The sequence below is a fragment of the Rhodopseudomonas palustris genome, from assembly GCF_003031265.1.
Taxonomy (GTDB): Bacteria; Pseudomonadota; Alphaproteobacteria; order Rhizobiales; family Xanthobacteraceae; genus Rhodopseudomonas; species Rhodopseudomonas palustris_H.
This window is the reverse complement of the sequence record NZ_CP019966.1, coordinates 531097-557291: the sequence shown is the minus strand read 5'-3', so window position 1 is coordinate 557291 and position 26195 is coordinate 531097. Positions and strand designations below refer to the sequence as shown.

General features: G+C 65.3%; 21 protein-coding genes. 13 read left to right on the top strand and 8 right to left on the bottom strand.

Features of this window, described 5'->3' with window-relative positions; translation table 11 throughout:
• Window positions 1-36 precede the first annotated feature (36 nt).
• Window positions 37-1398 carry an HlyC/CorC family transporter gene (locus RPPS3_RS02615; RefSeq protein WP_107342715.1) on the top strand — a complete coding sequence of 454 codons (1362 nt, stop codon included), beginning with the start codon at window positions 37-39 and terminating at the stop codon, window positions 1396-1398.
• A 13-nt stretch (window positions 1399-1411) separates the two neighbouring features.
• Here the strand turns inward: RPPS3_RS02615 and RPPS3_RS02610 are convergent, their stop codons facing one another.
• Entirely contained in the window at window positions 1412-1681 is a 270-nt protein-coding gene (locus RPPS3_RS02610) for a BolA family protein (protein ID WP_107342714.1), read from the bottom strand.
• 121 nt (window positions 1682-1802) lie between these two features.
• Here RPPS3_RS02610 and RPPS3_RS02605 point away from each other — a divergent pair, with 121 nt between their 5' ends.
• A complete protein-coding gene (locus tag RPPS3_RS02605) occupies window positions 1803-2447 on the top strand; it encodes a J domain-containing protein (RefSeq protein WP_107342713.1) in 645 nt (214 codons plus the stop codon).
• A gap of 64 nt (window positions 2448-2511) precedes the next feature.
• On the opposite strand, the gene RPPS3_RS02600 is transcribed toward RPPS3_RS02605, so the two are convergent.
• Window positions 2512-3129 (bottom strand): DedA family protein, encoded by a 618-nt coding sequence (locus RPPS3_RS02600; RefSeq protein ID WP_107342712.1) that lies wholly within the window; start codon window positions 3127-3129, stop codon window positions 2512-2514.
• A 276-nt stretch (window positions 3130-3405) separates the two neighbouring features.
• Here RPPS3_RS02600 and cobS point away from each other — a divergent pair, with 276 nt between their 5' ends.
• From cobS to RPPS3_RS02585, 3 genes are all read left to right on the top strand, one after another.
• Window positions 3406-4401, top strand: a complete 996-nt coding sequence (gene cobS / locus RPPS3_RS02595; RefSeq protein ID WP_107342711.1) for a cobaltochelatase subunit CobS — start codon at window positions 3406-3408, stop codon at window positions 4399-4401.
• Window positions 4402-4540: 139 nt separating this feature from the next.
• Window positions 4541-6445 carry a cobaltochelatase subunit CobT gene (gene cobT, locus RPPS3_RS02590; protein ID WP_107342710.1) on the top strand — a complete coding sequence of 635 codons (1905 nt, stop codon included), beginning with the start codon at window positions 4541-4543 and terminating at the stop codon, window positions 6443-6445.
• A 24-nt stretch (window positions 6446-6469) separates the two neighbouring features.
• Window positions 6470-7597, top strand: coding sequence for an esterase-like activity of phytase family protein (locus RPPS3_RS02585; protein ID WP_107342709.1), 1128 nt, complete (start codon window positions 6470-6472; stop codon window positions 7595-7597).
• Between the two features lie 24 nt (window positions 7598-7621).
• Here the strand turns inward: RPPS3_RS02585 and RPPS3_RS02580 are convergent, their stop codons facing one another.
• Together RPPS3_RS02580 and rpmB are read right to left on the bottom strand one after the other, a co-directional pair.
• Window positions 7622-10846 (bottom strand): PAS domain S-box protein, encoded by a 3225-nt coding sequence (locus RPPS3_RS02580; RefSeq protein WP_107346394.1) that lies wholly within the window; start codon window positions 10844-10846, stop codon window positions 7622-7624.
• Window positions 10847-11168: 322 nt separating this feature from the next.
• Window positions 11169-11474: a 50S ribosomal protein L28 gene (gene rpmB / locus RPPS3_RS02575; protein ID WP_107342708.1), complete on the bottom strand. Its 306-nt coding sequence runs from the start codon at window positions 11472-11474 to the stop codon at window positions 11169-11171.
• A 300-nt stretch (window positions 11475-11774) separates the two neighbouring features.
• Between rpmB and RPPS3_RS02570 the strand changes: the two genes are divergently transcribed.
• The 5 genes from RPPS3_RS02570 (at window position 11775) to RPPS3_RS02545 (ending at window position 18287) form a co-directional block, all read left to right on the top strand.
• Window positions 11775-12644, top strand: a complete 870-nt coding sequence (locus RPPS3_RS02570) for a DUF3108 domain-containing protein (RefSeq protein WP_107342707.1) — start codon at window positions 11775-11777, stop codon at window positions 12642-12644.
• 302 nt (window positions 12645-12946) lie between these two features.
• The gene (locus RPPS3_RS02565; protein ID WP_107342706.1) at window positions 12947-16219 is read left to right on the top strand and encodes a helicase-related protein; all 3273 of its coding nucleotides are present in this window, start codon (window positions 12947-12949) and stop codon (window positions 16217-16219) included.
• Between the two features lie 29 nt (window positions 16220-16248).
• Window positions 16249-16518, top strand: coding sequence for an RNA-binding S4 domain-containing protein (locus RPPS3_RS02560; RefSeq protein WP_107342705.1), 270 nt, complete (start codon window positions 16249-16251; stop codon window positions 16516-16518).
• 74 nt (window positions 16519-16592) lie between these two features.
• On the top strand, window positions 16593-16931 hold the full coding sequence (gene fdxA / locus RPPS3_RS02555; RefSeq protein WP_011156057.1) for a ferredoxin FdxA: 339 nt from the start codon (window positions 16593-16595) through the stop codon (window positions 16929-16931).
• Between the two features lie 231 nt (window positions 16932-17162).
• Entirely contained in the window at window positions 17163-18287 is a 1125-nt protein-coding gene (locus RPPS3_RS02545; RefSeq protein ID WP_434006767.1) for a CarD family transcriptional regulator, read from the top strand.
• Window positions 18288-18366: 79 nt separating this feature from the next.
• Here the strand turns inward: RPPS3_RS02545 and RPPS3_RS02540 are convergent, their stop codons facing one another.
• Both RPPS3_RS02540 and RPPS3_RS02535 read right to left on the bottom strand, forming a co-directional pair.
• Window positions 18367-19884, bottom strand: coding sequence for a M48 family metalloprotease (locus RPPS3_RS02540; protein WP_107342702.1), 1518 nt, complete (start codon window positions 19882-19884; stop codon window positions 18367-18369).
• A gap of 11 nt (window positions 19885-19895) precedes the next feature.
• Window positions 19896-20684 (bottom strand): thermonuclease family protein, encoded by a 789-nt coding sequence (locus RPPS3_RS02535; protein WP_107342701.1) that lies wholly within the window; start codon window positions 20682-20684, stop codon window positions 19896-19898.
• A gap of 356 nt (window positions 20685-21040) precedes the next feature.
• Here RPPS3_RS02535 and RPPS3_RS02530 point away from each other — a divergent pair, with 356 nt between their 5' ends.
• From RPPS3_RS02530 to RPPS3_RS02520, 3 genes are all read left to right on the top strand, one after another.
• Window positions 21041-22246: an ABC transporter substrate-binding protein gene (locus RPPS3_RS02530; RefSeq protein ID WP_107346393.1), complete on the top strand. Its 1206-nt coding sequence runs from the start codon at window positions 21041-21043 to the stop codon at window positions 22244-22246.
• Between the two features lie 173 nt (window positions 22247-22419).
• Entirely contained in the window at window positions 22420-23208 is a 789-nt protein-coding gene (locus RPPS3_RS02525; protein WP_107342700.1) for an enoyl-CoA hydratase, read from the top strand.
• A gap of 2 nt (window positions 23209-23210) precedes the next feature.
• The gene (locus RPPS3_RS02520; RefSeq protein ID WP_107342699.1) at window positions 23211-23975 is read left to right on the top strand and encodes a VOC family protein; all 765 of its coding nucleotides are present in this window, start codon (window positions 23211-23213) and stop codon (window positions 23973-23975) included.
• Between the two features lie 208 nt (window positions 23976-24183).
• Here the strand turns inward: RPPS3_RS02520 and RPPS3_RS02515 are convergent, their stop codons facing one another.
• Entirely contained in the window at window positions 24184-24990 is an 807-nt protein-coding gene (locus RPPS3_RS02515; RefSeq protein WP_107342698.1) for an enoyl-CoA hydratase/isomerase family protein, read from the bottom strand.
• Between the two features lie 33 nt (window positions 24991-25023).
• Window positions 25024-26184: an acyl-CoA dehydrogenase family protein gene (locus RPPS3_RS02510; RefSeq protein WP_107342697.1), complete on the bottom strand. Its 1161-nt coding sequence runs from the start codon at window positions 26182-26184 to the stop codon at window positions 25024-25026.
• Between the last annotated feature and the right edge of the window lie 11 nt (window positions 26185-26195).

The window sequence follows — 26195 nt, the reverse complement described above, 5'->3', positions numbered from 1 at the left end:
GCGCCCTGCGGTCCCGCAGGCGAACCCAAGAGCATCATGAACTCGACTCTGAGCAACGTTCTGATCGCGGTCCTGCTGCTGATCGCCAACGCCTTCTACGTCGCGGCGGAGTTCGCGCTGGTGCGCAGCCGCGGCTTCCGCATCAAGGCGATGGTCGAGAAGCAGCGGTTCGGCGCCGAACTGGTGCAGCACATCCTCGGCAACGTCGAAGCGTATCTGGCCTGCTGCCAGCTCGGCATTACCATGGCGTCGCTCGGGCTCGGCTGGGTCGGCGAACCGACCGTATCGGCGCTGCTCGCTCCGGTGCTGCAGCCGATGGGCCTGTCGGAATCGGCGCAGCACTTCATCGCGTTTCTCGGCGGCTTCCTGTTCTTCTCGTCGCTGCACATCGTGATCGGCGAGCAGGTGCCGAAAACGCTGGCGATCCGTCAGCCGGAGCCGGTGTCGCAGTGGATCGCCTATCCGCTGCACATCTCGTTCATCCTGCTTTATCCGCTGAACTGGCTGCTGAACCAGGCCTCGCGCGGCGTGTTGAAGCTGCTCGGCGTCGAAGAGAACTCCGAGCACGAGATCCTGACCGACGTGGAGATCGAGGGGCTGGTCGGCGAATCCGCTGAGCACGGCAAGATCGAAAGCGGTGAGGCTGAGTACATCCAGAACGTGTTCCGGTTCGGCGAACTGGTGGTGTCGGACGTGATGGTGCACCGGACTGCGATGGTCACCGTCAACGCCGATCAACCCAGCGAACAACTGGTGAAAGAGGTTCTGGCGACCGAATACACCCGCGTGCCGCTGTGGCGCGACAAGCCGGAGAACATCGTCGGCGTGCTGCACGCCAAGGATTTGCTGCGCGCGCTACGCGCCGCTGACGGCGACGCGTCCAAGATCGATATCGGCAAGATCGCGCTGCAACCCTGGTTCGTGCCGGAGATGCGTCCGGTCTCCGAACAGCTCAAGGCGTTCCGCACCCGCAAGACTCACTTCGCGCTGGTCGTCGACGAATACGGCGAAGTCGAAGGCATGGTGACGCTGGAGGACATCCTCGAGGAAATCGTCGGCGATATTTCCGACGAACACGACGTCGTGGTCGCCGGCGTCCGCACCCAGCCGGACGGCTCGGTGGTGGTCGACGGCTCGGTGCCAATCCGCGATCTCAATCGCGCGATGGACTGGAACCTGCCGGACGAGGAAGCCACTACGGTGGCGGGCTTGGTGATTCACGAGGCGCGGTCGATTCCGGACCGCGGTCAGAATTTCACCTTCCACGGCTTCCGCTTCCGCGTTCTGCGCCGCGAGCGTAACCGCATCACGGCGCTGCGGATCTCGCCCGTGCCGCGCGACGGCGAAGCCGATCTGATCGAAAAGAAGAGCCGGAAGACACGAGCCGGATCAGCCTAAGCGATTTGTTCGCTCAGGCTTCGCCAGGCGCTTTGGCCTTGATGGCGAGCGCGTGCACGCCGCCTTTCAGTTCCGGTGCCAGCAGGTCGTTGACCATGCGGTGACGATCGACCCGGCTCTTGCCCGCGAAGGCCGCCGATACGATATTCACCCGGAAGTGAGTCTCGCTGCGACCGGCGTGACCCGCATGACCTTCATGTAGGTTGGATTCGTCGATGACGTCGAGGCTTTCGGGCGTGAAAGCTTCGCGCAACTTCTGCGTGATAGTGTCCTGCGTGCCCATGCCGTGATGCCCCACCCGTTCGGCCGTTATTCCGTCAAATCCGTCTGCGACGCATCAACCCGGGGGCTGCTCGGAATGTCAAGACTTGAAGCCCGGAGCGTTGCGTAGTCAAAGTCCGCCCATGCCAATCGACTCGTCCAAATTCTTCGACAAGATCCGCGTCAAGCCGCGGGCCGCGGAAGTGGCGCGTGAAGCCGCGCGCGAACAGGTGCGGATGTGCGACGCGCCCGGCTGCACCAGCCGCGCGGCGCATCGTGCGCCGAAGGGCCGCGGCTACGAGAAGGATTACTGGCACTTCTGTCTCAACCACGTCCGCGAATTCAACCAGGGTTATAACTTCTTTGAAGGGATGAATCCGGATGACGTCGCCCGCTATCAGAAGGACGCGCTGACCGGTCATCGTCCGACCTGGAAGATGGGGCAGAATGGCGCCAAGAGCCGCGCCCGCAGTCCCGAGGATCTCGAAGGCGCCGCCGATCCGTTCAATGTTTTCAACGAATTCACCGGCAGCCGCCGCCGGGGTCGTGGGCCCGATCCGGCCGACGAGGCGCGCGCCGAGCCGCGCAAGGTGTTCAACGCCGAGCGCAAGGCGCTGCAGGTGATGGGCCTCGACAGCGACGCGACGCTCGAAGTGGTCAAGGCCAAGTACAAGGCGCTGGTAAAGCAACATCACCCCGACGCCAATGGCGGCGACCGCTCGACCGAAGACCGCCTGATCGAGATCATCAAGGCTTACAACTATCTAAAGACGGTGGTGCGGAGCTGAACGCTCTCGGCGGCACCTGCCCGTCCCTGGCGCATAACGCTTGCGTCGTTGAGCTTGATTGAAGCTAAGCCGGCGTGCCCTTCCAGCGCCGATACGCCCATAGCCCCAGCAACAGCGTTCCGGCAACGCCGGCGAGCACCGGCAGCCAGTGGTGCAGCGTCGTGTGGCTGCGCTCGAGCGCGGTGGCGGCGATCACGCCCGGCAGCACATGCGCCGGGGCCCACAGCAGGATCGCCGGCACATCGACGGCAAAGAACCGCTGCGGCGTCATCTGCAGTGCGCCGGCGGTGACCGGGACGAAGGCGCGGATCGGCGGCACGAACCGGCCGAACAGCACAGCCCAGGTGCCGTAACGCACGAAGAACGCTTCGGCCTTCGCCACCACGTCCGGATAGGTCGACAGCGGCCACGCGCTCAAAATACGGCGCTGCCCACGATGGCCGGTCCAATACGCCGCGCCGTCGCCGATCAGCGCGCCGGCGATAGCCGAGGCGAGAACCCCAATAAGGCTGAGTTCGCCGCCGGGAATCAGCGCGCTCAGCGCCAGGATCACGGTCGAGCCCGGCACCAGCGATCCCACCACCGGCACGGCTTCGAGCAGCGCCGCCAGAAATAGCGTCAGATAGGCGAGGCCGGGATGCGACGCGGCAAAATGGACCAGCGAGTCGAGCAGTGAACTCAAGGCGGTGGGGCTCCAACGAGACGGACAGGGAGTTGCGACAGCTTACGACCCCTGCCCTGCCGAAAAGTTGCACGCCGATTCGGCATCGCCCACCGAATCCGCAACACAGCCTTCACAAAACCGCGTCACGCTCCTATCTCAATGAAACATCGACGGAACTTTGATCGCGCGGCGGGCTTCTGCGGATCGCGGCTCTCTGCTAGGTTCAATTCCGCACTCAACCGCATCCACCAACGAAGATCGGGTTTCGGGCGCGTCCGGGACCACGGAGGATTGATGACCGCCGCTACGACCACCGCTCCGGAGATCACTGGCTTACCCGACATGAAGGTGTCGGTCCGGCAGGTCTTCGGCATCGACAGCGACCTTGAAGTTCCGGCCTATTCCGAGGTCGACCCCCACGTACCGGATGTTGATCCGGATTACCGTTTCGATCGCGCCACCACCCTCGCGATTCTGGCAGGCTTCGCCAAGAACCGACGCGTGATGGTCACCGGCTTCCACGGCACTGGCAAGTCGACCCACATCGAGCAGGTCGCGGCGCGTCTCAATTGGCCGTGCGTGCGCGTCAACCTCGACAGCCACATCAGCCGTATCGATCTGGTCGGCAAGGACGCGATCGTGGTCCGCGACGGCAAGCAGGTCACCGAATTCCGCGACGGCATCCTGCCCTGGGCGCTGCAGCACAACGTCGCGCTGGTGTTCGACGAATACGATGCCGGCCGTCCCGACGTGATGTTCGTGATACAGCGCGTGCTGGAAATTTCCGGCCGGTTGACCCTGCTCGACCAGAACAAGGTCATCAAGCCGCACCCGGCCTTCCGGCTGTTCGCCACCGCCAACACTATCGGCCTCGGCGACACCTCGGGCCTGTATCACGGCACGCAGCAGATCAACCAGGGCCAGATGGACCGCTGGTCGATCGTGACCACGCTGAACTATCTGCCGCACGACGAGGAAGTCGAGATCATCCTCGCCAAGGCCAAGCACTATCGCAACGCCGAAGGGCGCGACATCGTCAACAAGATGGTCCGGCTCGCCGATCTGACGCGTAACGCCTTCGCCAACGGCGATCTGTCGACGGTGATGAGCCCGCGCACGGTGATCACCTGGTCGGAGAACGCCGAAATCTTCGGCGATATCGGCTTCGCGTTCCGCGTCACGTTCCTCAACAAGTGTGACGAGCTGGAGCGGCCGCTGGTGGCGGAATTCTATCAGCGCTGCTTCAACGCCGAGCTGCCTGAGAGCTCGGTCAACATCGCGATGAGCTGACGATCGTTTCGCCTCTCCCCGCGCGCGGGGAGAGGTCGGCAACCGAAGCGAGCCGGGTGAGGGGCCTCTTCGCGCGACCGACGCATAACCCCCTCACCGCGACCCTCTCCTGGCAAACGGGAAAAGGGAGAAGGCGGCGATGAGCACCACGACCAACAGCAAACTCCGCACCGGATCGAAGGAAGCGCCGACCGAGCCGTTCAAGCGCGCCGTCACCTCGTGCCTGCGTGCGATCGCCAAGGCTCCGGAGCTGGAGGTTACTTTCGCGGCCGAGCGCCCCGGACTCGCACCGGGCAAGGCGCGGCTTCCCGAGCCGGCGCGCAAGATGAGCAAGCGCGACGCCGCAATCGTGCGCGGCCACGCCGACTCGATCGCGCTGAAGCTCGCCTGTCACGACCCGAAGGTGCATCGCAAGCTGATGCCGGGCAATCCGCAGGCCCGCGGTGTGTTCGAAGCGGTCGAGCAGGCGCGCGTCGAAGCGCTCGGCGCACGGCGGATGGCGGGCGTCGCCAAGAACCTCACCGCGATGCTCGACGATCATTTCCATCGCGGCAAATTCGACGAGATCACCGACCGTGCCGATGCGCCGCTGTCGGATGCGCTGGCGATGCTGGTGCGCGAGCGGCTGACCGGGCTGGCGCCGCCCACCGCGGCCAAGAAGCTGGTCGACCTGTGGCGGCCGGTGCTGGAAGACAAGCTTGGGGCGCGGCTCGATCAGCTCGAAAACTTCGCCGACAACCAGGCGAAGTTCGGTGACGTGATCCACGACATGCTCGACGCGCTCGAGCTCGGCGATGATCGCGACACCGAGACCGACGAAGATGAGAACCAGGACGACAAGCAGGAAGGCGAAAACGATCAGTCCGGCGCCGAGGGCGAGCCGCAGGGCGAAGCCGCGCAGGAGATGAGCGCCGAGCAGGCCGAAGCGACCAGCGACGAGGTCAGCGACAGCCAGATGGAAAGCGCCCAGGCATCGACCTCCGACGCCTTTGACGATTCCGAACTCGGCGAGGACGAAACGCCGGGCGAAGCCACCCGTCCGCACAATCGCGGCGCCAACGAACCGCGCGGACCGGAGTATCACGCCTTCGCGCCGAAGTTCGACGAGATCGTCGCCGCCGAAGACCTCTGCGACCACGACGAGCTGGAGCGGCTGCGCAGCTATCTGGACAAGCAGCTGGCGCATCTGCAGGGCATCGTCGCCCGCCTCGCCAACCGGCTGCAGCGCCGGCTGATGGCGCAGCAGAACCGCGCCTGGGACTTCGACCTCGAAGAGGGCATTCTCGATCCGGCGCGTCTGTCGCGCGTGGTGATCGATCCGTTCCATCCGCTGTCGTTCATGAGCGAGAAGGAAGCGACCTTCCGCGACACCGTGGTGACGCTGCTGCTCGACAATTCCGGTTCGATGCGCGGCCGCCCGATCACGGTGGCGGCGACCTGCGCCGACATTCTGGCGCGCACGCTGGAGCGTTGCGGCGTCAAGGTCGAGATCCTCGGCTTCACCACGCGTGCCTGGAAGGGCGGACAATCGCGCGAGGCCTGGCTCGCCGCCGGCAAGCCGGCCAATCCGGGCCGACTCAACGACCTGCGCCACATCATCTACAAGTCGGCGGACGCGCCGTGGCGCCGGGCTCGCAAGAACCTCGGGCTGATGATGCGCGAGGGCCTGCTCAAGGAGAACATCGACGGCGAGGCGCTGGATTGGGCGCACAAGCGACTGCTCGGCCGCCCCGAGCAGCGCAAGATCCTGATGATGATCTCGGACGGTGCGCCGGTCGACGACTCGACGCTGTCGGTCAATCCCGGCAATTACCTCGAACGGCACTTGCGCCACATCATCGAGGAGATCGAGACTCGCTCGCCGGTGGAGCTGATCGCGATCGGCATCGGCCACGACGTGACGCGCTACTATCGCCGCGCCGTAACCATCGTCGACGCCGAAGAGCTCGGTGGCGCCATCACCGAGAAGCTCGCCGAACTGTTCAGCGAGACCGCCACCCCGGCCGCAACGCCGGGTCCGCGCCGCCGCCGTCTGCATTCGTGAGCGCTCTCAGGCTGAGATGAGCCGATGAACGCTCCGCGGGGCGAGGCTGGGAAGGGGAGCGATCCCACGGCGACAACCGTAGCGGACTTCGCCCCGACGACGCGCCGCAAGTTGCTTGCGGCCGGCTTGTCGCTGGGCGGCGCCGCGGCCTTGGCCGGTTTCGCGCCGACCCTGGCGTTGGCGCAGGCCAAGCCTGTCGAAGCCGACGACCTGACACCGCCGGCACCGCGTTCGATCGAGGTGCGGGCCCGCCCGATCGATCACTTCGACCTGCGCGATCGCGCCCATCGCCAATTCGGTGCACTGCAGTTTCGCAGCGGCCTGATCCTCACATCCGGCTTCCGCGGCTTCGGCGGGCTGTCGGCGTTGCGGCTTGATCCACGCGGCGAGCGGTTCGTCGCGATCAGCGACAAGGCGACCTGGTTCACTGGCCGCATCGTCTATGACGGAACGGCGCTGAGCGGTCTTGCCGACGTCGAAGCGGCGCCGCTGCTAGGCCCCGACGGCATGCCGCTGCGCTCACGTAAGTGGTACGACAGCGAGTCGCTCGCGTTTGACGGCGGCACAGCCTATGTGGGCTTCGAGCGCGTCAACCAGATCGTCAAGTTCGACTTCGGCCGCGACGGCATCCGCGCGCGCGGCCAGCCGATCGCGGTGCCACCAGCGCTGCGCAAGCTCCCCAACAACAAGGGCATCGAATCGCTGTTGGTGGTTCCGAAGCCGCATTCGCTGGCCGGCACGCTGATCGCGCTCTCCGAACGCGGCCTCGATGCCGAGCGCAACACCATCGGCTTCCTGATCGGCGGCAAATCTCCCGGTCAGTTCTCGGTTCGCCGGACCGCCAACTACGACATCTCCGACGCCGCGCTGCTGCCGGGCGGCGAGCTGTTGGTCCTCGAGCGCAAATTCTCCTGGTTCGAGGGCGTGCATATCCGCATCCGGCGGATAGCACTGAGCACGATCGTCCCGGGCGCAACCGTGGATGGCCCGGCGATCTTCGAGGCCGACCTCGGCAACGAGATCGACAACATGGAAGGGCTCGACGTCCATGTCGATGCCGGCGGCGCGATCGTGCTGACGATGGTGTCGGACGATAACTTCTCGATGCTGCAGCGAACCCTGCTGCTGCAATTCACGCTGGAAGCCGACTAAGCGGCTAAGCGCGACTTCGCTGTTTCAGGCCGGCCGTGCCGCTGCGGCCCTGCTCGGCTTGGGCGGCTCGGCGGCGGCGGTCGATCGCGCCGCTTCGGCCTCCTGGGCGGTCGCCAGGGCACGGCGGATCATCCGGGCGAGATCGCTGCGCCGATACGGCTTCGACAGCAGCAGCACATCGGAGTCGATCCGGTCATTATGGATCAGCGCGTTCTCCGAATAACCGCTGGTGTACAGCACCCTGAGCCCCGGCCGACGCTTGATCATCTCGGCCGCGAGTTGCACGCCATTCATCGGGCCGGGCATCACCACGTCGGTGAACAGCAGATCGAATGCGGTATCGCTCTCGCCGATCGACAGGGCTGCGGCGGCGTTACCGACCGACAGCGTGGTGTAGCCGAGGCTCTTGAGCTGGGCGTTGACGTAGCTGCGGACCATGGCGTCGTCTTCGACCACCAGGATCGTCTCGGTACCACCGATCGCGTTCTGCTCGATGGCTGGTGCGGCCTCGGCGTCGACCTGGATCTGGGCTCGCGGCAAATATAGCCGAAACGTCGTGCCCTGCTCCTCCTCGCTGTCCAGCGTGATGTGTCCGCCGGACTGCTTGATGAAGCCGTACACCATGCTGAGGCCGAGGCCGGTGCCCTTGCCGACTTCTTTGGTGGTGAAGAATGGATCGAACACCTTGCTGCGGATCGACTCCGGAATGCCGCAGCCGGAATCGGTAATCGCGATCATCACGTAGTCGCCCGGCGCCAGATCACCGAACCGCTTACCGAGATCTGGATCGACCACAACGTTGCTGGTCTCGATCGTGAGCTTGCCGCCCTTCGGCATCGCGTCGCGTGCATTCACCGCGAGATTGACCAGGGCCGATTCAAGCTGGCCGCGATCGACATAGATCGACCATGTGTCGGGCGCGAGCACGGTCTCGACTTCGATCGGCTCGCCGAGCGTCGGCCGCAGCAGGCTCTGCAAACCCGACAGCAGCGCGTTGACCTCGGTCTCGTCGGGCCGCAGCGGCTGCTTGCGCGCGAAGGCGAGCAACAGACGGGTCAGCTCCGAACCGCGATCGGCGGCTTCGCTGATCAGCTTGGCAATGGCCGCCAGATGCGGCTGGTCGGCGACACCGTCGCTGATGATATCGATGGTGCCGGTGATCACCGTCAGCATGTTGTTAAAATCGTGGGCGATGCCGCCGGTCAGCTGCCCGATCGACTCCATCTTCTGCGACTGCCGCAGCTGCTCTTCGAACGCGATCTTCTCGGTCAGGTCGCGCATGAAGACGTTGACGACGAAACGCCCCTCGACCGGCAGCGCCGTCATCGAGACTTCGAGCGCGATCGGTGAGCCGTCGCGCCGGACCGCTTCGATCTCGATGCGATGCCCCTGAATCACGCTCATGTCGTGTTCGATCGCTTCGATGAAGCGTCGATAACCCGTCTTGATTTCTCTGGTTTGATCCGGCGGGAGCGCCAGCTCGCCGAAATCCTGACCGATCGCTTCCTCGCGGCTCCAGCCCAGCATCGACTCGGCGTGCGGGCTCCAATCGGTGATCCGCCCCAGCGCATCGAGCTGCACGAACGCGTCGAGCGCCGTATCGATGATCGCACGCGACATCTGCTCGCTGCGGCGAAGCGCGTCCTCAGCCTTCTTGGTCTTGGTGATGTCGTGATACACCATCACGGCGCCCTGTATCTCGCCGGTTTCGTTCCGCAACGGGCGGCCGTTGGCGATCAGATAGGACCGACGCTCCGAACCGATCGGCTGCACCGCGAACTCGAAATTGATGATGGTCTCGCCGCGAAAGGCGCGGAGCAGCGGCGACTGATCCTGCGCCATCGGATTGCCGTCCGCATCGAACCGATCGAACGAACGGGTGGTGTTGAGCACGCCGACCCCCGACAGCTGACCGAAGGTTTCGCGTGCCGCCGGGTTGGTGAGGATCACCAAGCCGTTGGCATCGGCGACCAGCACCGGATCGACCATGTTGTCGATGGTGTTCTGCAGCACTTCGGCGATCCGCGAACGCTGCTCCACCTCGGAGGCCAGCGCCACCGCCTTGCGCTGCGATTCCGACGCCATCCGCGTAAAGGCTTCGGCCAGCATGTTGATCTCGTGGCCACCGCCGGTCTTCACCTCGACCGGCACGCCGCTTGATGAGAACGCCACGATCGAATTGGTGATCCGCACCAACGGACGGGTGAGCGAGCGCGCCAGCGGAAACGCCATCAGCATCGCCACCAGGATCGCCACGGTACCGCCGAGGATGGTGGAATTCCGCACCGCCGTTTGCACCGACGTCAGCGACACGTAGGGCCGCATTTCCACCACCGCGAGCCTCGGCCCGTTCGGCAACTCGGCCCAGTCCCACCCGGCGCCGAAGCGTTCGCCGGCGCTATCCGCGACCAGGGTCGGCGTATCGCCGCCCTTGCGCAGAAGCAGCAGTTCGGACATCCGCGGGAAGTCGTCTTGGATGCGGCTTAGTTTGCCGAGGTCGAACCCGAATTCGCGCGACCGATCGGGATGCAGCAGGTAATCGCCATCGGCATTGACGACGTAGATGATATTACTGCCGTCGGAGCTCTCGCGGATCCGCTCGAGCGTCCCGCTCAGATCCGTATTGATGACGAGCAGACCGAGCCGCGTGCCATCGGCCCCGTCGATCGGCGCCATGGTCCGTACCGTCGGCACATAGGGAGTCTCGAGTCCGGTCGCAGTCTTGTTCAGCTCGACCTTCGACATCGCCACCCGGTTGGGCGGCAACGCCATGCCTTCCTTGACGTACGTGCGATCGCCGCGGCGGGTCAGCTCGGACTGCGGCACAGCCCGAATGCTGCCGTTCGGACCGAGCCGATCGACCCGCACCAGTTCGCGGCCGCCGTCCTCCGGGCCGATCACGCGCAGAATTGCACAGCTCGGCTTAGCCACCAGCTCGGCGATGAAACGGGCTTCGATGCGCTTACGCCAGTTCGCCGGCTCCTCGCCGGTGGTTTGCAGGCTGTCACGCCGGGCGGTGAGCAGATCGCGCAACGCCGCTGAGGATTGCGCCCCGACTGCATCAGCGTGGGTGCTCTGGAGCGACGTCTCGATCAGCAAAGCGTTGAGCTGGGCGTGGGTGTGTAGCCGCATCAGCGCCCGCGGCATCACCAGATCGACGACGTTCTGGTAGTTGAGAAATCCGAGGACCGCGGTGGTCACCAGAACCAGCGCTACCATGGCGAGGGTCAGCCGGGTCGACAGTTTCATGAAGGCCCCTGCGATGGCGACCGCACCGGCGCGCATGGAAGAGCGACGGCGGCGGCTTATGCTGCGGTATGCGCTCGAATGGGCGATCAGACCGACGTGAAGAAGTTGTGCGATCGGCCGATCGCTCCGTCACCTCGGGAAAGTACGTGATTCGAACGAAGGTATATTCCTGGTAGTGATACCGGGATATCGCACCCTCGAATGCCGGTGGCCACGCAGGGACCTGCGGCAGCCCGTCCGGACCAGCACGCACGACAAAACGGCCGGGTCGAACGACCCGGCCGCCGAAATCTCAATCAGGCCTGAACTGGCGAAGCGGCGATCAGCTCGCCGCGGCAACCGGCGCGCCAGCCGTCTTCTTGGCGATCGCGCGCTTCAGCTCCACCGCCTTCGGCGACAGCTCGGCGTCGCGAGCCTTGAGCAGGTAGGCGTCGAGGCCACCGCGGTGGTCGACGCTCTTCAGCGCGTTGGTCGAAACGCGCAGCCGCACCGCGCGGCCGAGCGCGTCCGACAGGAAAGTGACGTTGACCAGGTTGGGCAGGAAACGCCGCTTGGTCTTGATGTTCGAATGGCTGACCTTGTGGCCGACCTGGGCACCCTTGGCGGTCAGTTCGCAGCGCCGAGACATGGCGAAAATCCTCTGTCATCCCCCGCCGGCCCACCAGCAGGCGCGGGGCTTCATCATTCGTCCGTTTTCAGGAACCGCGGACCTATAAAAGGGCTGGCGCGCAGCGTCAAGCGACGGCTGCGCCGGAACCCGAAAATGCCGAATCGGGAACTGCCGTTAGGTGCCGGCGATACGCGGATTTGCGCGCACCATCAAGCATCTGGCACCATATAAAGGACGTAATCGGTTCCGACACCAACAAATCGGCCCGGTGCGAGTTGACCCATCGACGGCGCCTCCGCGCCAGGCAGGACATCGTTCGTGAACATCAGCAGCCATATTGCCACTGTCATTCCCACGTGGACCCGGTACGCGGGTCTGGGCGGGCTGCTGGCTGTCGCCGCGGTGCTGACGGCTGTTCCTGCGGCTGCTCAGGGCAAGCTCGACGCCCGCTATGAGGCCTCCCTCGCGGGGATCGAGGTCGGCAAGGGCGCCTGGGTGATCCAGGTCGACGATGATTTCTATTCGGCATCGGCGACCGGGACGACCTCCGGCGTGATGCAGGCGTTTTCCAGTGGCCACGGCCGCGGCGAAGCGCAGGGCCGAGTGATCAATGGCCAGCTGGTGCCCGGCAACTACATGGCCAGCATCACGGGCGGTAAGAAAACCGAAACCATCCGCATCACGCTCGCGAACGGCAACGTCAAAGAGTCGAGCATCGAGCCCGAGCCGCCACCGGACGACGACCGCATCCCGGTGACGGACGCGCATCGCCGTGGTGTGATCGATCCGATGACGGCGTCGTTCCTGCGCGTGCCGGGCACCGGCGACGTGCTGAGCCCGGACTCCTGCCGGGTGTCGACGCCGATCTTCGACGGCCGCATGCGCTACGATCTGCGGATGGAATACAAGCGTACCGAGACGGTGAAGGCCGAAAAAGGCTATCGCGGGCCAGCGCTGGTCTGTGCGGTGTATTTCAACCCGGTGTCGGGCTACATCCCGGATCGCGCCGCGATCAAATACCTGATCAAACAGCGCGACATGGAAGTCTGGCTGGCGCCGATCGCCGGCACCCGTGTGCTTGCGCCCTTTCGGCTGAAGATCCCGACGCCGGTCGGCAACGCAATGCTGGAAGCAACGCAATTCATCACCCAGGCCGCACCTCCGAAGTCGGCGTCACGCACGCAATAGAGCGCGGCCCCGCCTGCCTGTGATCGGCGGCGTTGAATCATGTTGACTCCCGTCGGAATCGCGGAACGCATGAACCGCGGAGAGCTCACCCGGGCGAAGAGGATGATGGCCTGTCTTTTCACCTGATCTTGAGTGCGCGGCTGAGCCCTGTACGACATATTGCGTCAGCCACTCCCGACTCAGAACGAGTCAGCGATTCGGCCGCGTTTCGTTCCGGACTCGTTCCAGCCCTTAATCGGCGATTGCTGCGGCGTCGCGATGTGACACATATCTGACCGCGACCACGCAGAAATCCACTCGAAATGCCCAACCTGTACCCTGAAGCGTTTACCAATGACCGCGTCCCCGGCGCCGGCGTGACCGCGGTGCTAGGCCCGACCAATACCGGCAAGACGCATCTGGCGATCGAGCGGATGGTCGCGCACCCGTCGGGCCTTATCGGTCTGCCGCTGCGGCTGCTCGCGCGCGAGGTCTATAACAAGATCGTCGACAAGGTCGGCGCCAACGCCGTCGCGCTGGTCACTGGCGAAGAGAAGATCAAACCCTCCAAGCCGCGCTACTGGGTCTCGACCGTCGAGGCGATGCCGCGCGATCTCGACGTCTCGTTCTTGGCGGTCGACGAAATCCAGATCGCGGCCGACCTCGAGCGCGGCCACGTCTTCACCGACCGGATTCTGCGCCGGCGCGGCCGCGACGAGACGCTGCTGCTCGGCGCCGCGACGATGCGGCCGATGATCGAGCGGCTGTTGCCGGGCGCCAGCATCGTCACCCGGCCGCGGCTGTCGCAGCTCGAATATGCCGGCGACCGCAAGCTGACCCGTCAGCCACGACGGACCGCGATCGTGGCGTTCTCGGCCGACGAGGTCTATGCGATCGCCGAATTGATCAAGCGCCAGCACGGCGGTGCCGCAGTGGTGCTGGGCTCGCTGAGCCCGCGCACCCGCAACGCCCAAGTGGCGATGTTTCAGTCCGGTGACGTCGATTACCTGATCGCCACCGATGCAATCGGCATGGGGCTCAACCTCGACGTCGACCACGTCGCGTTCGCGTCCGACCGCAAATTCGACGGCTATCAGTTTCGCCGCCTGACCCCGCCTGAATTCGCACAGATCGCCGGGCGCGCCGGCCGCGCCACCCGGGACGGCACCTTCGGCACCACCGGGCGCTGCGCGCCGTTCGAGCCCGAGCTCGTCAACGCGTTGCAAAATCACAGCTTTGAACCGGTGAAGATGCTGCAATGGCGCAACGCCGAGCTGGATTTCGCCTCGCTCGGCGCGCTGCAGGTGTCGCTGGCGGAGTCGCCCCGGCACGAGGCGCTGACGCGCGCCCCGGTCGCCGAGGATCTCCGCGTGCTCGACCACGTTGCCCGCGACCCCGAGGTGCGCGAAATCGCGCAGGGCAAAGCCGCGGTGGAGCGGCTATGGGATGTCTGTCAGGTCCCGGACTACCGTAAGATCGCACCAGCGGCTCATGCCGAGCTAGTGATCACGCTGTACCGGTTCTTGATGCAAAAGGGGCGGATACCGGATAGCTGGTTCGCTGCCCAGGTCGATCAGGCGGATCGCACCGACGGCGGTATCGACACGCTTTCCGCGAGAATTGCGCAAATCCGCACCTGGACCTTCGTCGCCAACCGGCCGGATTGGCTCGCCGACCCCGAACACTGGCAGGGCATCTCGCGCGACGTTGAAAATAAATTGTCAGATGCGTTGCATGAACGGCTCACGGAACGTTTCGTCGATCGCCGGACCAGTGTATTGATGCGCCGCCTGCGGGAAAACACGATGTTGAATACGGAAATTGGCAAGACTGGTGAGGTGATCGTCGAGGGCCACGTAATTGGCCGGCTCGATGGCTTCACCTTTGCGCCCGACGCGGCCGAGGCCGGTTCGGATGCGAAGGCGTTGCAGGCGACGGCGCAAAAAGCGCTAGCCGGCGAAATCGACGCGCGCGCCGAGAAGTTGTCGAACGCACCAGACGATCAGTTCATCCTGACCTCCGACGGGACCATTCGCTGGACCGGCGATGCGGTTGCGCGGCTGGTGGGCTCGGACGACGTGCTGCGGCCGCGGCTGCGGATCATCGCCGACGACCGTCTGGCCGGCGCGCCGCGCGAAGCGGTGCAGACCCGTCTCGACCTGTGGCTCAAGACCCATGTCGAAAAGATCCTCGGACCGCTGTTCGAACTCGGCAAAGCCGAGGATGTCAGCGGCATTGCCCGCGGCATCGCCTTCCAGCTGATCGAGGCGCTCGGCGTGCTGGAGCGCGCCAAGATCGCCACCGAGATGAAGGATCTGGACCAGCCGTCGCGCGCGACTTTGCGCAAATACGGTGTGCGGTTCGGCGCCTACCACATCTATTTCCCCTCGCTGCTGAAGCCGGCGGCGCGAGCGCTTGCCTCGCTGCTGTGGGCGCAGAAGCAGGACAATGTCGACCTTGCCGCGCTGTCCAGCGCGCAGCATCTCGCCGGCAGCGGCCGCACCTCGTTCCCGGCCGACAAGGCGCTGGATCGCGATGCCTACCGCACGCTGGGCTACCGGCTGTGCGGCGAACGCGCCGTCCGCGTCGACATTCTCGAACGTCTCGCCGACCTGATCCGGCCCGCGCTGGCGTGGCGCGAAGGCGCGCCCGGCGAAAAGCCGGCGGGTGCCTTCGACGGCCGCAGCTTCGTCGTCACCCAGGCGATGACGTCGCTGACCGGTTCGGCTGGTGAAGACTTCGCGTCGATCTTGAAGGCGCTCGGATACCGCATGGAGCGGCGCCCGGCGTTGCCCCAGACGCCGAAAGCTGCCGAAGCGGCGGCTCCGGCCTCGACCGAGGCGGCGAGCACGACCGAAATGTCGGCTGAAGATCAGGCCATCCTGGCCGGCGCGATCGCGTTCGAGCCGTCGCCGGCCGACGGCGAGGCTGCCGAGGCTGCGCCGAGTGCCGACGAACAGCCCGTCGCTGAGCAGCCCGTCGCCGAGCAGTCTGTAGCTGTTGCAGCGGAGCCGGTTGCGGACGCCACCAACACCGAGACTGCGGAGCAGCCCGCTGCTGAAGCCGGCGAGGCCACCGCAACCGAAGCGACCACAGCTGAAGCTTCGTCCGAAGCTGCCGGCGCCGAAGCAGCGCCGGCCGCCAAGGCGGAGCCGGAGCTGGTCGAAGTCTGGCGTCCAGGTGGACGCTCCGACGAGCATCGGCCGCGTCACGATCGTAACCGCCATCGCAATCGTCCGCAGCACGGCGCTCCTGCCGGCGCGACTGAAGGCGAAGCGGCCGAAGCCAAGGGTGACCGTGGTGGAGGCCGCGGCAAGGGTGATTTCCGTCGCAATCGGCGCGATCAGGAAGGTGAAGGCGGGCGCCGCGAGGCTTCCGGCGAAGGACGGCCGCCGCGCGAGCGCTTCAAGGGCCGCGACAAATTCCAAGACAAGTATCAGGGCGGGCCGAAGGGTGGCCGCGACAACCAGGGCGGCTCGCACCGGCAGGTGCATTCCAGCGCCCCGCGTGAGCGCGACCGGCCGATGGATCCGAATTCGCCATTTGCCAAGCTCGCCGCGCTGAAGGAGCAACTCACCGCCGGCCGCAAGGACTAAGGCGCGCCGGCACAGCCAGTGGTTCGGGCTTGGAGCGTCAGCGTCTCGATAAATGGCTGTGGCATGCGCGCGTCGTGCGGGCGCGCACCAGCGCTGCGGCTCTGGTCGAACGCGGTCACGTTCGCATCAACGGCGTGCGCGAGACCTCACCGGGGCACGGCATCAAAGCCGGCGACGTGCTGACGATTGCGCTGGATCGTGGCGTGCGGGTGCTGAAGGTGGTTGGGTTCACGGAGCGCCGTGGCGACGCCGAGTCGGTTACTGGACTTTATGCCGATCTCGGAATGCCACGGGAATAGGCATCGACACTTGCGGCTGCGGAGCTCCTGCGGTACGCAAACACTCAAAATTAGAACCGTTCCGGAGCGTTGGGATGACTTACGTCGTCACTGAAAACTGCATCAAGTGCAAATACACCGACTGCGTTGAAGTCTGCCCCGTGGATTGTTTCTACGAGGGCGACAACATGCTGGTCATCCATCCGGACGAATGCATCGACTGCGGCGTGTGCGAGCCGGAATGCCCGGCGGAAGCGATTAAGCCGGATACCGAGCCGGGCCTTGAGAAGTGGCTTGAGCTGAATTCGGAATACGCCAAGACGTGGCCGAACCTGACTCAGAAGAAGGACGCTCCGGCGGACGCCAAGGAGTTCGACGGTCAGGCTGGCAAGTTCGAGAAGTACTTCTCTTCGGAGCCGGGTTCGGGCGACTAAGCCGAAGGTCTTGAGAAGGCCGGCTCAGCCGGCCGACCAGCTTAACCCTGTTGACGAGATGAGCCCCGGGGCACCGCCCCGAATGGGCTGGAATCGTCATAAATCATTGATTTTTGCGGGGAATGTGCTATATTTAGCACATTCGTCAACTCCGGCATGCCGTTTTTGCGGCCGGGAAGGGTTCCCCGTCAAAAGCAACGAACAGGGGCGTGGCGGTTCCACGCGCAGGCTGTGTCACAGAAAACGCGTAAAACGAGTGTTTCTTCAAAGGGTGCCAAGTCGGCATCTGCGGCCAGCCGCGGAGCCACAAAGAGCCGTTCGAAGGCTTCTGTCAAGGACACCCGGACAGCCGCCAAAGCGACCGCCGCAAAGGCTTCTGTTTCCAAGACCCAGACCAAGGCGGGCGCCAGCAAGGCGAGCGCCACCAAACACGCTACCGCAAAGGGGTCTGCTGCAAAGGCTTCGGCCTCTAAAGCTCCGGCCTTCAAGTCCTCGAAAATCAAAAGAAGTGAAATGCCAACCAAGTCTGCGAAAACTCCCGCCAAGCCGGCGGCCTCCAAGCCCGTCGCCGCACCCAAGCCGGCGGCGAAGCCTGCCAAGGCTGCCGTTGCCCCCAAGGCGGACGTGAAGGCCGAGGTCAAGACCGAGGTGAAGGCGCCCGTTGCCAAGGCGGCGGTGAAGCCGGAAGTGAAGCAGCCGGTGGCGGCGTCCAAGCCGGCGGCCCCGGCGCAGGCGCGCGTCGAGGAGCCGAAGAAGGCCGTGACCCAGCGTCAGGGCTTCAAGGCCAACGAATTCGTGGTCTATCCGGCCCACGGCGTCGGCCAGATTCTGGCGATCGAGGAGCAGGAAATCGCGGGCGCCAAGCTCGAGCTGTTCGTCATCAACTTCATCAAGGACAAGATGACGCTGCGCGTGCCCACCGCAAAGGTCGGCAATGTCGGTATGCGCAAGCTGTCCGATCCGGCGCTGGTGAAGAAGGCGCTGGAGACGCTGAAGGGCCGTGCTCGCGTCAAGCGGACGATGTGGTCGCGCCGGGCGCAGGAATACGAAGCCAAGATCAATTCGGGCGACATCGTTGCGATCGCCGAGGTCGTCCGCGACCTGTATCGCTCGGAATCGCAGCCGGAGCAGTCCTACAGCGAACGCCAGCTCTATGAAGCCGCGCTGGATCGTCTGTCGCGCGAGATCGCGGTGGTGCAGCACATCACCGAGACCGAAGCCGTCAAGGAAGTCGAGAGCCAGCTCGCCAAGAGCCCGCGCCGCGGCGCCAAGGCCGAGGCGGAAGCCGAAGCCGAGTCCGATGCGGATCTCGACGGCGATTCCGACGACGAGGCGGTGACCGACGAGGCCGCGTAAGCAGCCGCATTCGGTTTGAAGCAATCAAGGCCCGGCCATCCAGCCGGGCCTTTTTCGTGGGCTAAGACCTGTTCTTCGGTTAGTCGACGACGATCTTCACCAGCTCGCGCGGCTTGACCTGGGCGTGAGCGTCGAGGCCGTTGAGCACACGGAAGCGCTCCAACGGCCGGTCGACGCCCGACATCCGGTGCGACAGCGACTCGACGGTGTCGCCGGGCTGCACGCTGATCACCTTGATGCGCAGCGGTCGCGCGGCCTGGATCTCTTCGAGCGACAGCCGCCGGAACGAATTCACCGTCTCGCGGGCGTTGCGGTCGCTCTCGGCGGTGCGCTGCCGGGTCGCGAAGATAAAGCGATAGACGTCGCTGCCGAACCGCAACGCATAGACCCTGAACTGCCACTGCTCGCCGCGCGCCGTCACCGACGCGGTTGGGAAGCCGTTGACGGTCAGCTCCTCGGTCGAGCTCTTGTCGACGTTTTCCATCCAGCCGGAGTTCAAATAGTCGGCGAGCGACTGCTCGGCCGGCACCCGGACGACGTCAAACCGCATCGCCTGATTGCCGCCTTCGCGCAGGCCGATCACCGCCTGCGCGGTGTTGTCGAGCGTGAACGAGTCGGGCACCTGGAAGGTGAAGCCCAGCTTGGGATGCAGGAAGCGCCGGCCGCGCACGAAGCCTTCGCTCGGGTCTTCGCCATAGACGATGTTGTCGATCGCGTTGAGATAGGCCTCGCGGTCGCGCTCGCCACGTTCACCACGCCAGCCGCCCTGCGGCGCGGTGTATTGCCGGGCGTTGTTCTGGGCGTTGCTGACGCGCTCCGGCGTCGCCGGATGCGACGACAGAAAGTCGGTGCGGCTGTCGCCGGTGGCGCGATTGGCCTTGAGCGCAGCGTTGCGCTCCATCGCGGTGAGGAAGCGCGCCGCGCCATAGGGATCGAACTGCGCCCGCGCCGAGATGCCGATGCCGATGCCGTCCGCTTCGAGCTCCTGCTGCCGCGAGAAGCTCGCCATCGACAGCTTGGTTTTGGCCAGCGCCAGCGCCGTCATGCCCGGGTCGTTGCCCATGTCGGTGACGACGCGAGCGACCAGCGCCGCTTGGCGTGCCTGGTCCTCGCGGATGGCGGCGTGCTTGGCCAGCACATGCGCCATCTCGTGCGACAGCACAGACGACAATTCCGATGTGTCGGTGGCGAGCGCGATCAGCCCGCGGGTGACGTAAAGCTGACCGGTCGGCAGCGCGAAGGCGTTGACGGCGCCGGAATTGAGGATCGTCACCTTGTAGGTCAGATCGGGCCGATCCGACGCCGCTACCAACCGGTCGACGATGCCGGAGATCAGCGCTTCGAGCTTGGGATCGTCATAGGCGCCCCCATAGGTCGCGAGGATGCGTTCGTGTTCGCGCTCGGCGGCGGGGGATTGGGCTGGTGGGCGGTTGGGTTTTGTGGGCGGGGCGGTGACCACCGGGCCGGTCTCGAACCTGGAAGGATCGCCGCAGCCGGCCAGCGTCAGGGCAGCACCCAGCAGCAGCCACGCCGCCACCTGGCGGCGGCCCTTGCGGAAGTTGCGCCGTGCTGCACCCCAATTCACGCGACTGCTCACTTTCGGGCCCTTCAGTCCCCGCCCGCTCGTTCGATCTGTCCCACGTCGCGCACCGCCATGCTCGCCCCGGCCCGCTTCTCGACCCAGCCGCGCACCCGAATTCGTTGTCCTGTCAGAGACTTGGGTGCGAGCCCGGCGGCCTCGAACGACCCGATGATGCGCCTTGAAATAGTCACCGCAAAGCCACGAGTCCAGCGACCGCCAAAGTTCAGATAGACCGTCGCACCGACTTCCCGCACCGAGCTGATTCGGCCTTCGACCACGGTAAAGCGCCCTATCCGGGTCACCATATCGCCGGAATTTGCGGCGTTTTTTATGACATCCCTCGCCATCCAGATACCGACCGCCCCTGCACGCGCGCCAGCTTCGGCCGCCAGCAGGTCCTTCCGGCACTCCGCCGGCAGGACGTCGATCCCGACCAGTGCACCCCCCTCAGCCAGCAGCCGGCGCTGCACCAGCTCGCTGCCCGGCTCCGTCACCACGAAGGCCGCTTGCCGGCCGTAACGGTCCGGCCCGTCGTCGGCCCCATGCAGCAATACCTTTTGGCCGAGCGTCAGGGCCGACAACGCCGCGACCTCCGCGTCATATCGTTCGCGGGAAGGCTCGATTCCGGCGAGCCGGATTTCGCGGCCGTCGGAAAGGCGCAGCGTGCGCGGATCAATCACCGACGCCACCACGCCCTCGCCCTGCACCGGCAGATCCAAACAGCCAGCCGCCGCAGCGCCGTCCGCCTGCGACAGCAGCACAGCACCGCCGCAGATCGCAGTCAGCCACCAGGCGCTGCTTCGTCGAGATGCCATCGAGACCGCCGTGCTGATTCGGGGCGCCGCAAACCTCACGAAGACTAGCGATCCGAGCGATCCCGGCGAAGTGGAATGGCTAGCGCTTCCGTCAGGACGTTGATCGTCACGCGACAGACCGATGAGCGATATCGCAGGCCCGTGCAGCGCGTATCGCGCGAGCCCGCATCGATCGTAATCGCGCGACTACTAATCGCCTCAGATGCATCAACGTGTAGTAACAAGCCTCTGCACGCAGACTCATTCCACTCGCCGGAAAACCGCGTCGCTTGCCGCGCAGCAGGCGATGCGGCATGATCGCGCGCAATCATCAGAAGCGCCGCGATCATGATCGGCGCTCGTCAGGGGAGGACGTCTTGAAGCCATTCCGCACCGCTCTACTCGCATGTCTGTCGATCGCAGCAATCACGGCCGCGAACGCGCAGACGCAGCCGCCGCTGAAGCTCGGCGCGATTCTCGACATGTCCGGCCTCTATGCCGACATCACCGGGACGGGCAGCGAGACTGCGGCCAAGATGGCCGCGGAAGACTTCGGCGGCACGGTGCTCGGCCGCAAGATCGAGATCATCGCCGCCGACCATCTGAACAAAGCCGACAACGCCGCTAACATCGCGCGCGACATGCTCGACAATCAGGGTGTCGAAGCCATCATCGACGTCGCCGCCTCGGCAACGGCCCTCGCCGCCGGCGAGATCGCCAAGGCCCGCAACAAGATCATCATGTTCTCCGGCCCGGGCTCGATCCGGCTCAGTAACGAAGCCTGCGGCCCCTACACGGTGCACTACGTGTTCGACACCTTCGCGCAGGCCAACACCACCGGCCTTGCCGCGGTGAAGCAGGGACTCGACACCTGGTTCTTCCTGTCGGCCGACTACGCGTTCGGCCAGGATCTCGAGCGCGACACCACCAACGTCATCAAGGCGTCGGGCGGCAAGGTGCTGGGCAGCGTCAAGCATCCGCTCAACACCTCCGACTTCTCCTCATTCCTGCTGCAGGCGCAAAGCTCGAAGGCCAAGGTGATCGGTCTTGCCAATGCCGGCGGCGACACGATCACTGCGATCAAGCAGGGCGCCGAATTCGGTATCACCAAGGGCGGACAGAAGATCTCGCCGCTGCTCGCCTTCATCTCCGACATCGACAGCGTCGGGCTGGAGACCGCACAGGGTCTGATCCTGGCCGAAGCGTTCTATTGGGACCTCAACGACGAGACCCGCGCGTTCTCCAAGCGCTTCATGGAGCGCACCAAGCGGATGCCGACCTCGGCCCAGGCGGGTCTGTACTCCGAAACGATGCACTACCTGCAGGCCGTCAAGGCCGCGGGCACGACTGACGCGGCTGCGGTGACCAAGAAGATGAAGGAGACGCCGATCAACGACTTCTTCGCCAAGAACGGCAAGATCCGTGAGGACGGCCGGATGGTGCACGACATGTACCTGTTCGAGGTCAAGAAACCGTCGGAATCGAAGGGCCGCTGGGACTACTACAAGCTGCTCGCGACCGTGCCCGGCGATCAGGCGTTCCAGCCGCTGTCGGACTCTCGCTGCCCGCTGGTGAAGAAGTAACCCGCTCAACACCGTCATTGCGAGGAGCGCAGCGACGAAGCAATCCAGCTCAGTGCACGGCGCTGGATTGCTTCGCCTTCGGCTCGCAATGACGGAGAATCCGTGAGACGGCGCCATAGCGCGGGCCGTCGGGCCCGTGCTCGAAGCCAAACAAATAACAACAAGGATCCGCCATGACCGACATCGTCCTGCAAGATCTCGACCGCGGCCTGCTCACCATCACGATGAACCGTCCCGATCGGCGCAACGCGCTCAATCAGGACATGATCCGCGGGCTGGTCGAGGCGGCGCATCGCGCCAAGGACGATCCGGAGGTGCGGGCGGTACTGCTGAAGGGCGCGGGCGGCACGTTCTGCGTCGGCGGTGACGTCAAGTCGATGGCGGCAGCGGGTGCTCCGCCGCCGCTCGAACAGAAGGTGGCGAACCTCCGCCGCGGCATGGAGGTGTCCCGCATCCTGCATCAGATGCCGAAGCCGGTGGTGGCGCAGATCGACGGCGCGGCGGCAGGCGCTGGCCTGTCGATGGCGCTTGCCTGCGATCTGCGGGTGGCGGGCGCGTCGGCCAAGATCACCACCGCATTCGCCAAGGTCGGGCTCTCCGGCGACTTCGGCGGCACATATTTCCTGACGCATCTGATCGGCGCCGCGAAGGCCCGCGAGCTGTATCTCACCTCGCCGGTGCTGACCGCTGAACAGGCGCAGGCACACGGCATCGTCAGCCGCGTAGTCCCCGACGCCGAGGTCGAATCCGCCACGCGCGAGCTGGCGCTGTCGCTGGCGCAGGGCCCGACCGTGACGCTCGGCTACATCAAGACCAACATCAACAATGCCGAAACCCTGTCGCTCGAAGCCTGCTTCGACGGCGAGGCGCTGCATCACTCGCGCTGTGCCGAGACTGCGGACCACAAAGAAGCCGCCGCCGCCTTCGTCGAGAAGCGCGCGCCGGTGTTTCAGGGCCGCTGACGATGGCGCCGTTCCTCCGCCTGCGCCAGATCTGCCTCGTTACTGAGCCGATCGAACCCGCCGCGTCGCGTCTCGCCACGATCCTCGGGCTGAACATCTGCTACCGCGATCCGCATGTCGGCAAATACGGCCTCGAGAACGTGCTGCTGCCGGTCGACGCGACGCTCCTGGAAATTGTCGCACCGACCCAGCCGGGCACGGCGGCAGGCCGCTTCCTGGAGAAGACCCAAGGCCGCGGCGGCTACATGGCGATCTTCTGTTGCGACGATCCGGATGCCCGCGGCCGTCACGCCGCAAGCCTCGGCGTGCGCACCGCCAATGTGATCGACCATGCGCCGTATCACGGCGTCCAGCTCCACCCGCGCGACTGCCGCGCCGCCTTCATCGAGCTCAACCACACTGCAGGCAGCGACAACATTCGCGGGCCCTACCCGCCGGCGGGCCCGGATTGGGCCAAGGCGATCCGCACCGACACCACGCAGGCGCTGACCGCAGTCGAGATGCAAAGCCCCGACCCGGCCGATCTCGCCGCGCATTGGGGCCGGATTCTCGAACTGCCTGTGGAGACGAATGCGGATGGCGTCGCCGAACTGCGCCTGCCGAACGCCACGTTCCGGTTCGTGCAGGGCGCCAGCGAAGCGATGACGGCGCTGACGTTCAAGGTGGCGGCTCCCGAGACGGTCCGCGCAACCGCACAAGCGCAGGGCGTGCCGCTCACCGCCAACGGCTTCCGCCTGGCAGGCGTCGAGTTCAGGCTGAAGAACTAACAACCTGCATGGCCTCATCCTGAGGAGCCCGGCTAAGCCGGGCGTCTCGAAGGATGGCTGCGAGCCACGCCGTGCACCACAACCTCATGGTTCGAGACGGCGCTACGCGCCTCCTCACCATGAGGGCCGATGACTTGGGAAACAACTTCGGGATTCCGGGTTCACGCGCTGGCGCGCCTGCCCCGGAATGACGTGCCAGTGAGCAAAGTTAGCGCCCCTTGAAATGCGCGACGCGGCGTTCTTCGGTGGCTTTGACGCCTTCCTTGAAGTCTTCGGTGGCGCGCAGGCGGGTCTGCTCGGCGAGTTCGTGCTTGGTGGCTTGCATCACCCGGTCGGCCAGCCCGGCGCGCATGGTGGCGCGGGTCGACAGCAGGCCGAGCGGCGAGCATTCGGCAATCTCGCGGGCGAGCTTCAGCGCGCCGCTGCGCACTTCGTTGATCGGCACCAGCACGTTGGCCAAGCCCATCTGCACCGCTTCTTCGCCGGTGACGCGGCGCGAGGTGTAGAACATCAGCTCGGCGTTGTTCTTGCCGATCAGCTCCGGCAGCGTCACGGTCAGGCCGAAACCTGGGTGAAACCCGAGCTTGGTGAAGTTGGCCGAGAACCGCGCCTCTGCGCAGGTGACGCGGAAGTCCGCCGACACCGCAAGACCCAGTCCTCCACCGATCGCAGCGCCGTGCACCGCTGCGATGATCGGCTTCTTGGCGCGGAAGATCCGCACCGCCTCGTAGTACAGATGACCGATCTCGCCGAGGCTGTCGGCCGGATCGCCCTTCGCCGCCGCCGGGTCGACCTCCTGCCGGGCCGGATCGCCGAAATTGGCGCCGGCGCAGAACGCCTTGCCTTGCGCCGCCAGCACGGTGGCGCGCACTTGCGGATCGGCGTCGATCTCATCGAGCGCGTTGGCGATCTGCCGGATCAGCGAGATGTCGAAGAAATTCAGCGGCGGCCGCTGGATTTCGATGGTAGCGACGTGGCCGGTCTTTTCGACCGCGATATCGGTGTAGCTGCTCATGATTGATCCTCGATCGTTCGATGCGCGCCGGCGTCAGCGCAGGCCGAGCCCGCGGGCGATGATGCCGCGCAGCACCTCGGTGGTGCCACCCTGGATGGTGAGCTTCGGCGCCAGCTTGGTGGCGAACGCCGTCAGTTCATCGAGGGTTGCATGATTCGATGCCTCGCCGTCGACGAAGGCGGCGAGCTCACGCACCCGGTGCGGCAGTTGCTGCTCCCAGATCGTGCCGATGTCCTTGACGATCGAGGCTTCCACCACCGGCTCCTTGCCGGCCTGCAGCATGCCGGCGACCGACACCGACATCCGCCGCATGGTGTGGAGTTGCGCCACCAGCCGGCCGATGCCCTCGGCGCCGCGGGTGTCCGGATCGGGACCGAGTGCGCGCACCAGTTCGGTGAGCACGTAGTAGGTCTCGAGAAAGCGTTCCGGCCCCGAACGCTCGTAGGCGAGTTCGGAGGTCGCCTGCTTCCAGGCGCCATCGACCTCGCCGAGCAGATGATCGTCCGGCACGAACACGTCGGTGAACACCACCTCGTTGAATTCGTACTGCCCGGTGATCTGCGCGATCGGGTTCACCTTGATGCCCGGCGACTTCATGTTGACCAGGAACTGGGTGAGCCCGTGGCGACGGTTTTCCTTGGTCGGCGGCGAGGTACGGAAAATCGCGATCATGTAGTCGGCGATGTGCGCCGAGGTGGTCCAGATCTTCGAGCCGTTGATCAGGTAGCCGCCGTCGGTCTTGGTCGCCTTGGTCTTGGCGGCGAACAGATCGGAGCCGGAATTCGGCTCACTCATGCCGATCGCGAAGCACAATTCGCCGCGGCAGATCCGCGGGAGAATGTCCATCTTGATGTGCTCGGGCGCGTATTTCAGCAGCACCGGACCGCTCTGGCGATCGGCGACGAAGAACCGCCGGGTCGGCGCATTGGCGACACGCATCTCTTCGGTGACGACGTAGCGCTCCAGGAAGGTGCGCTCGTGGCCGCCGTATTTCTTCGGCCAGGTCATGCCGAGCCAGCCGCGCTCACCGACGCGGCGGGAGAATTCAGGCGCGTCGGAATCTTCGCGCTGCGGCTTATTGGGATCGAAGGTGCCGGCGGCGATCTCTTCGGCGAGGAAGGCGCGGACTTCTTTGCGCAGTTCTTCGCAGACGGGCGGCAGGCGGATCGGATCGAAACGGAGGGCGGCGGTCATCGCATTATCTC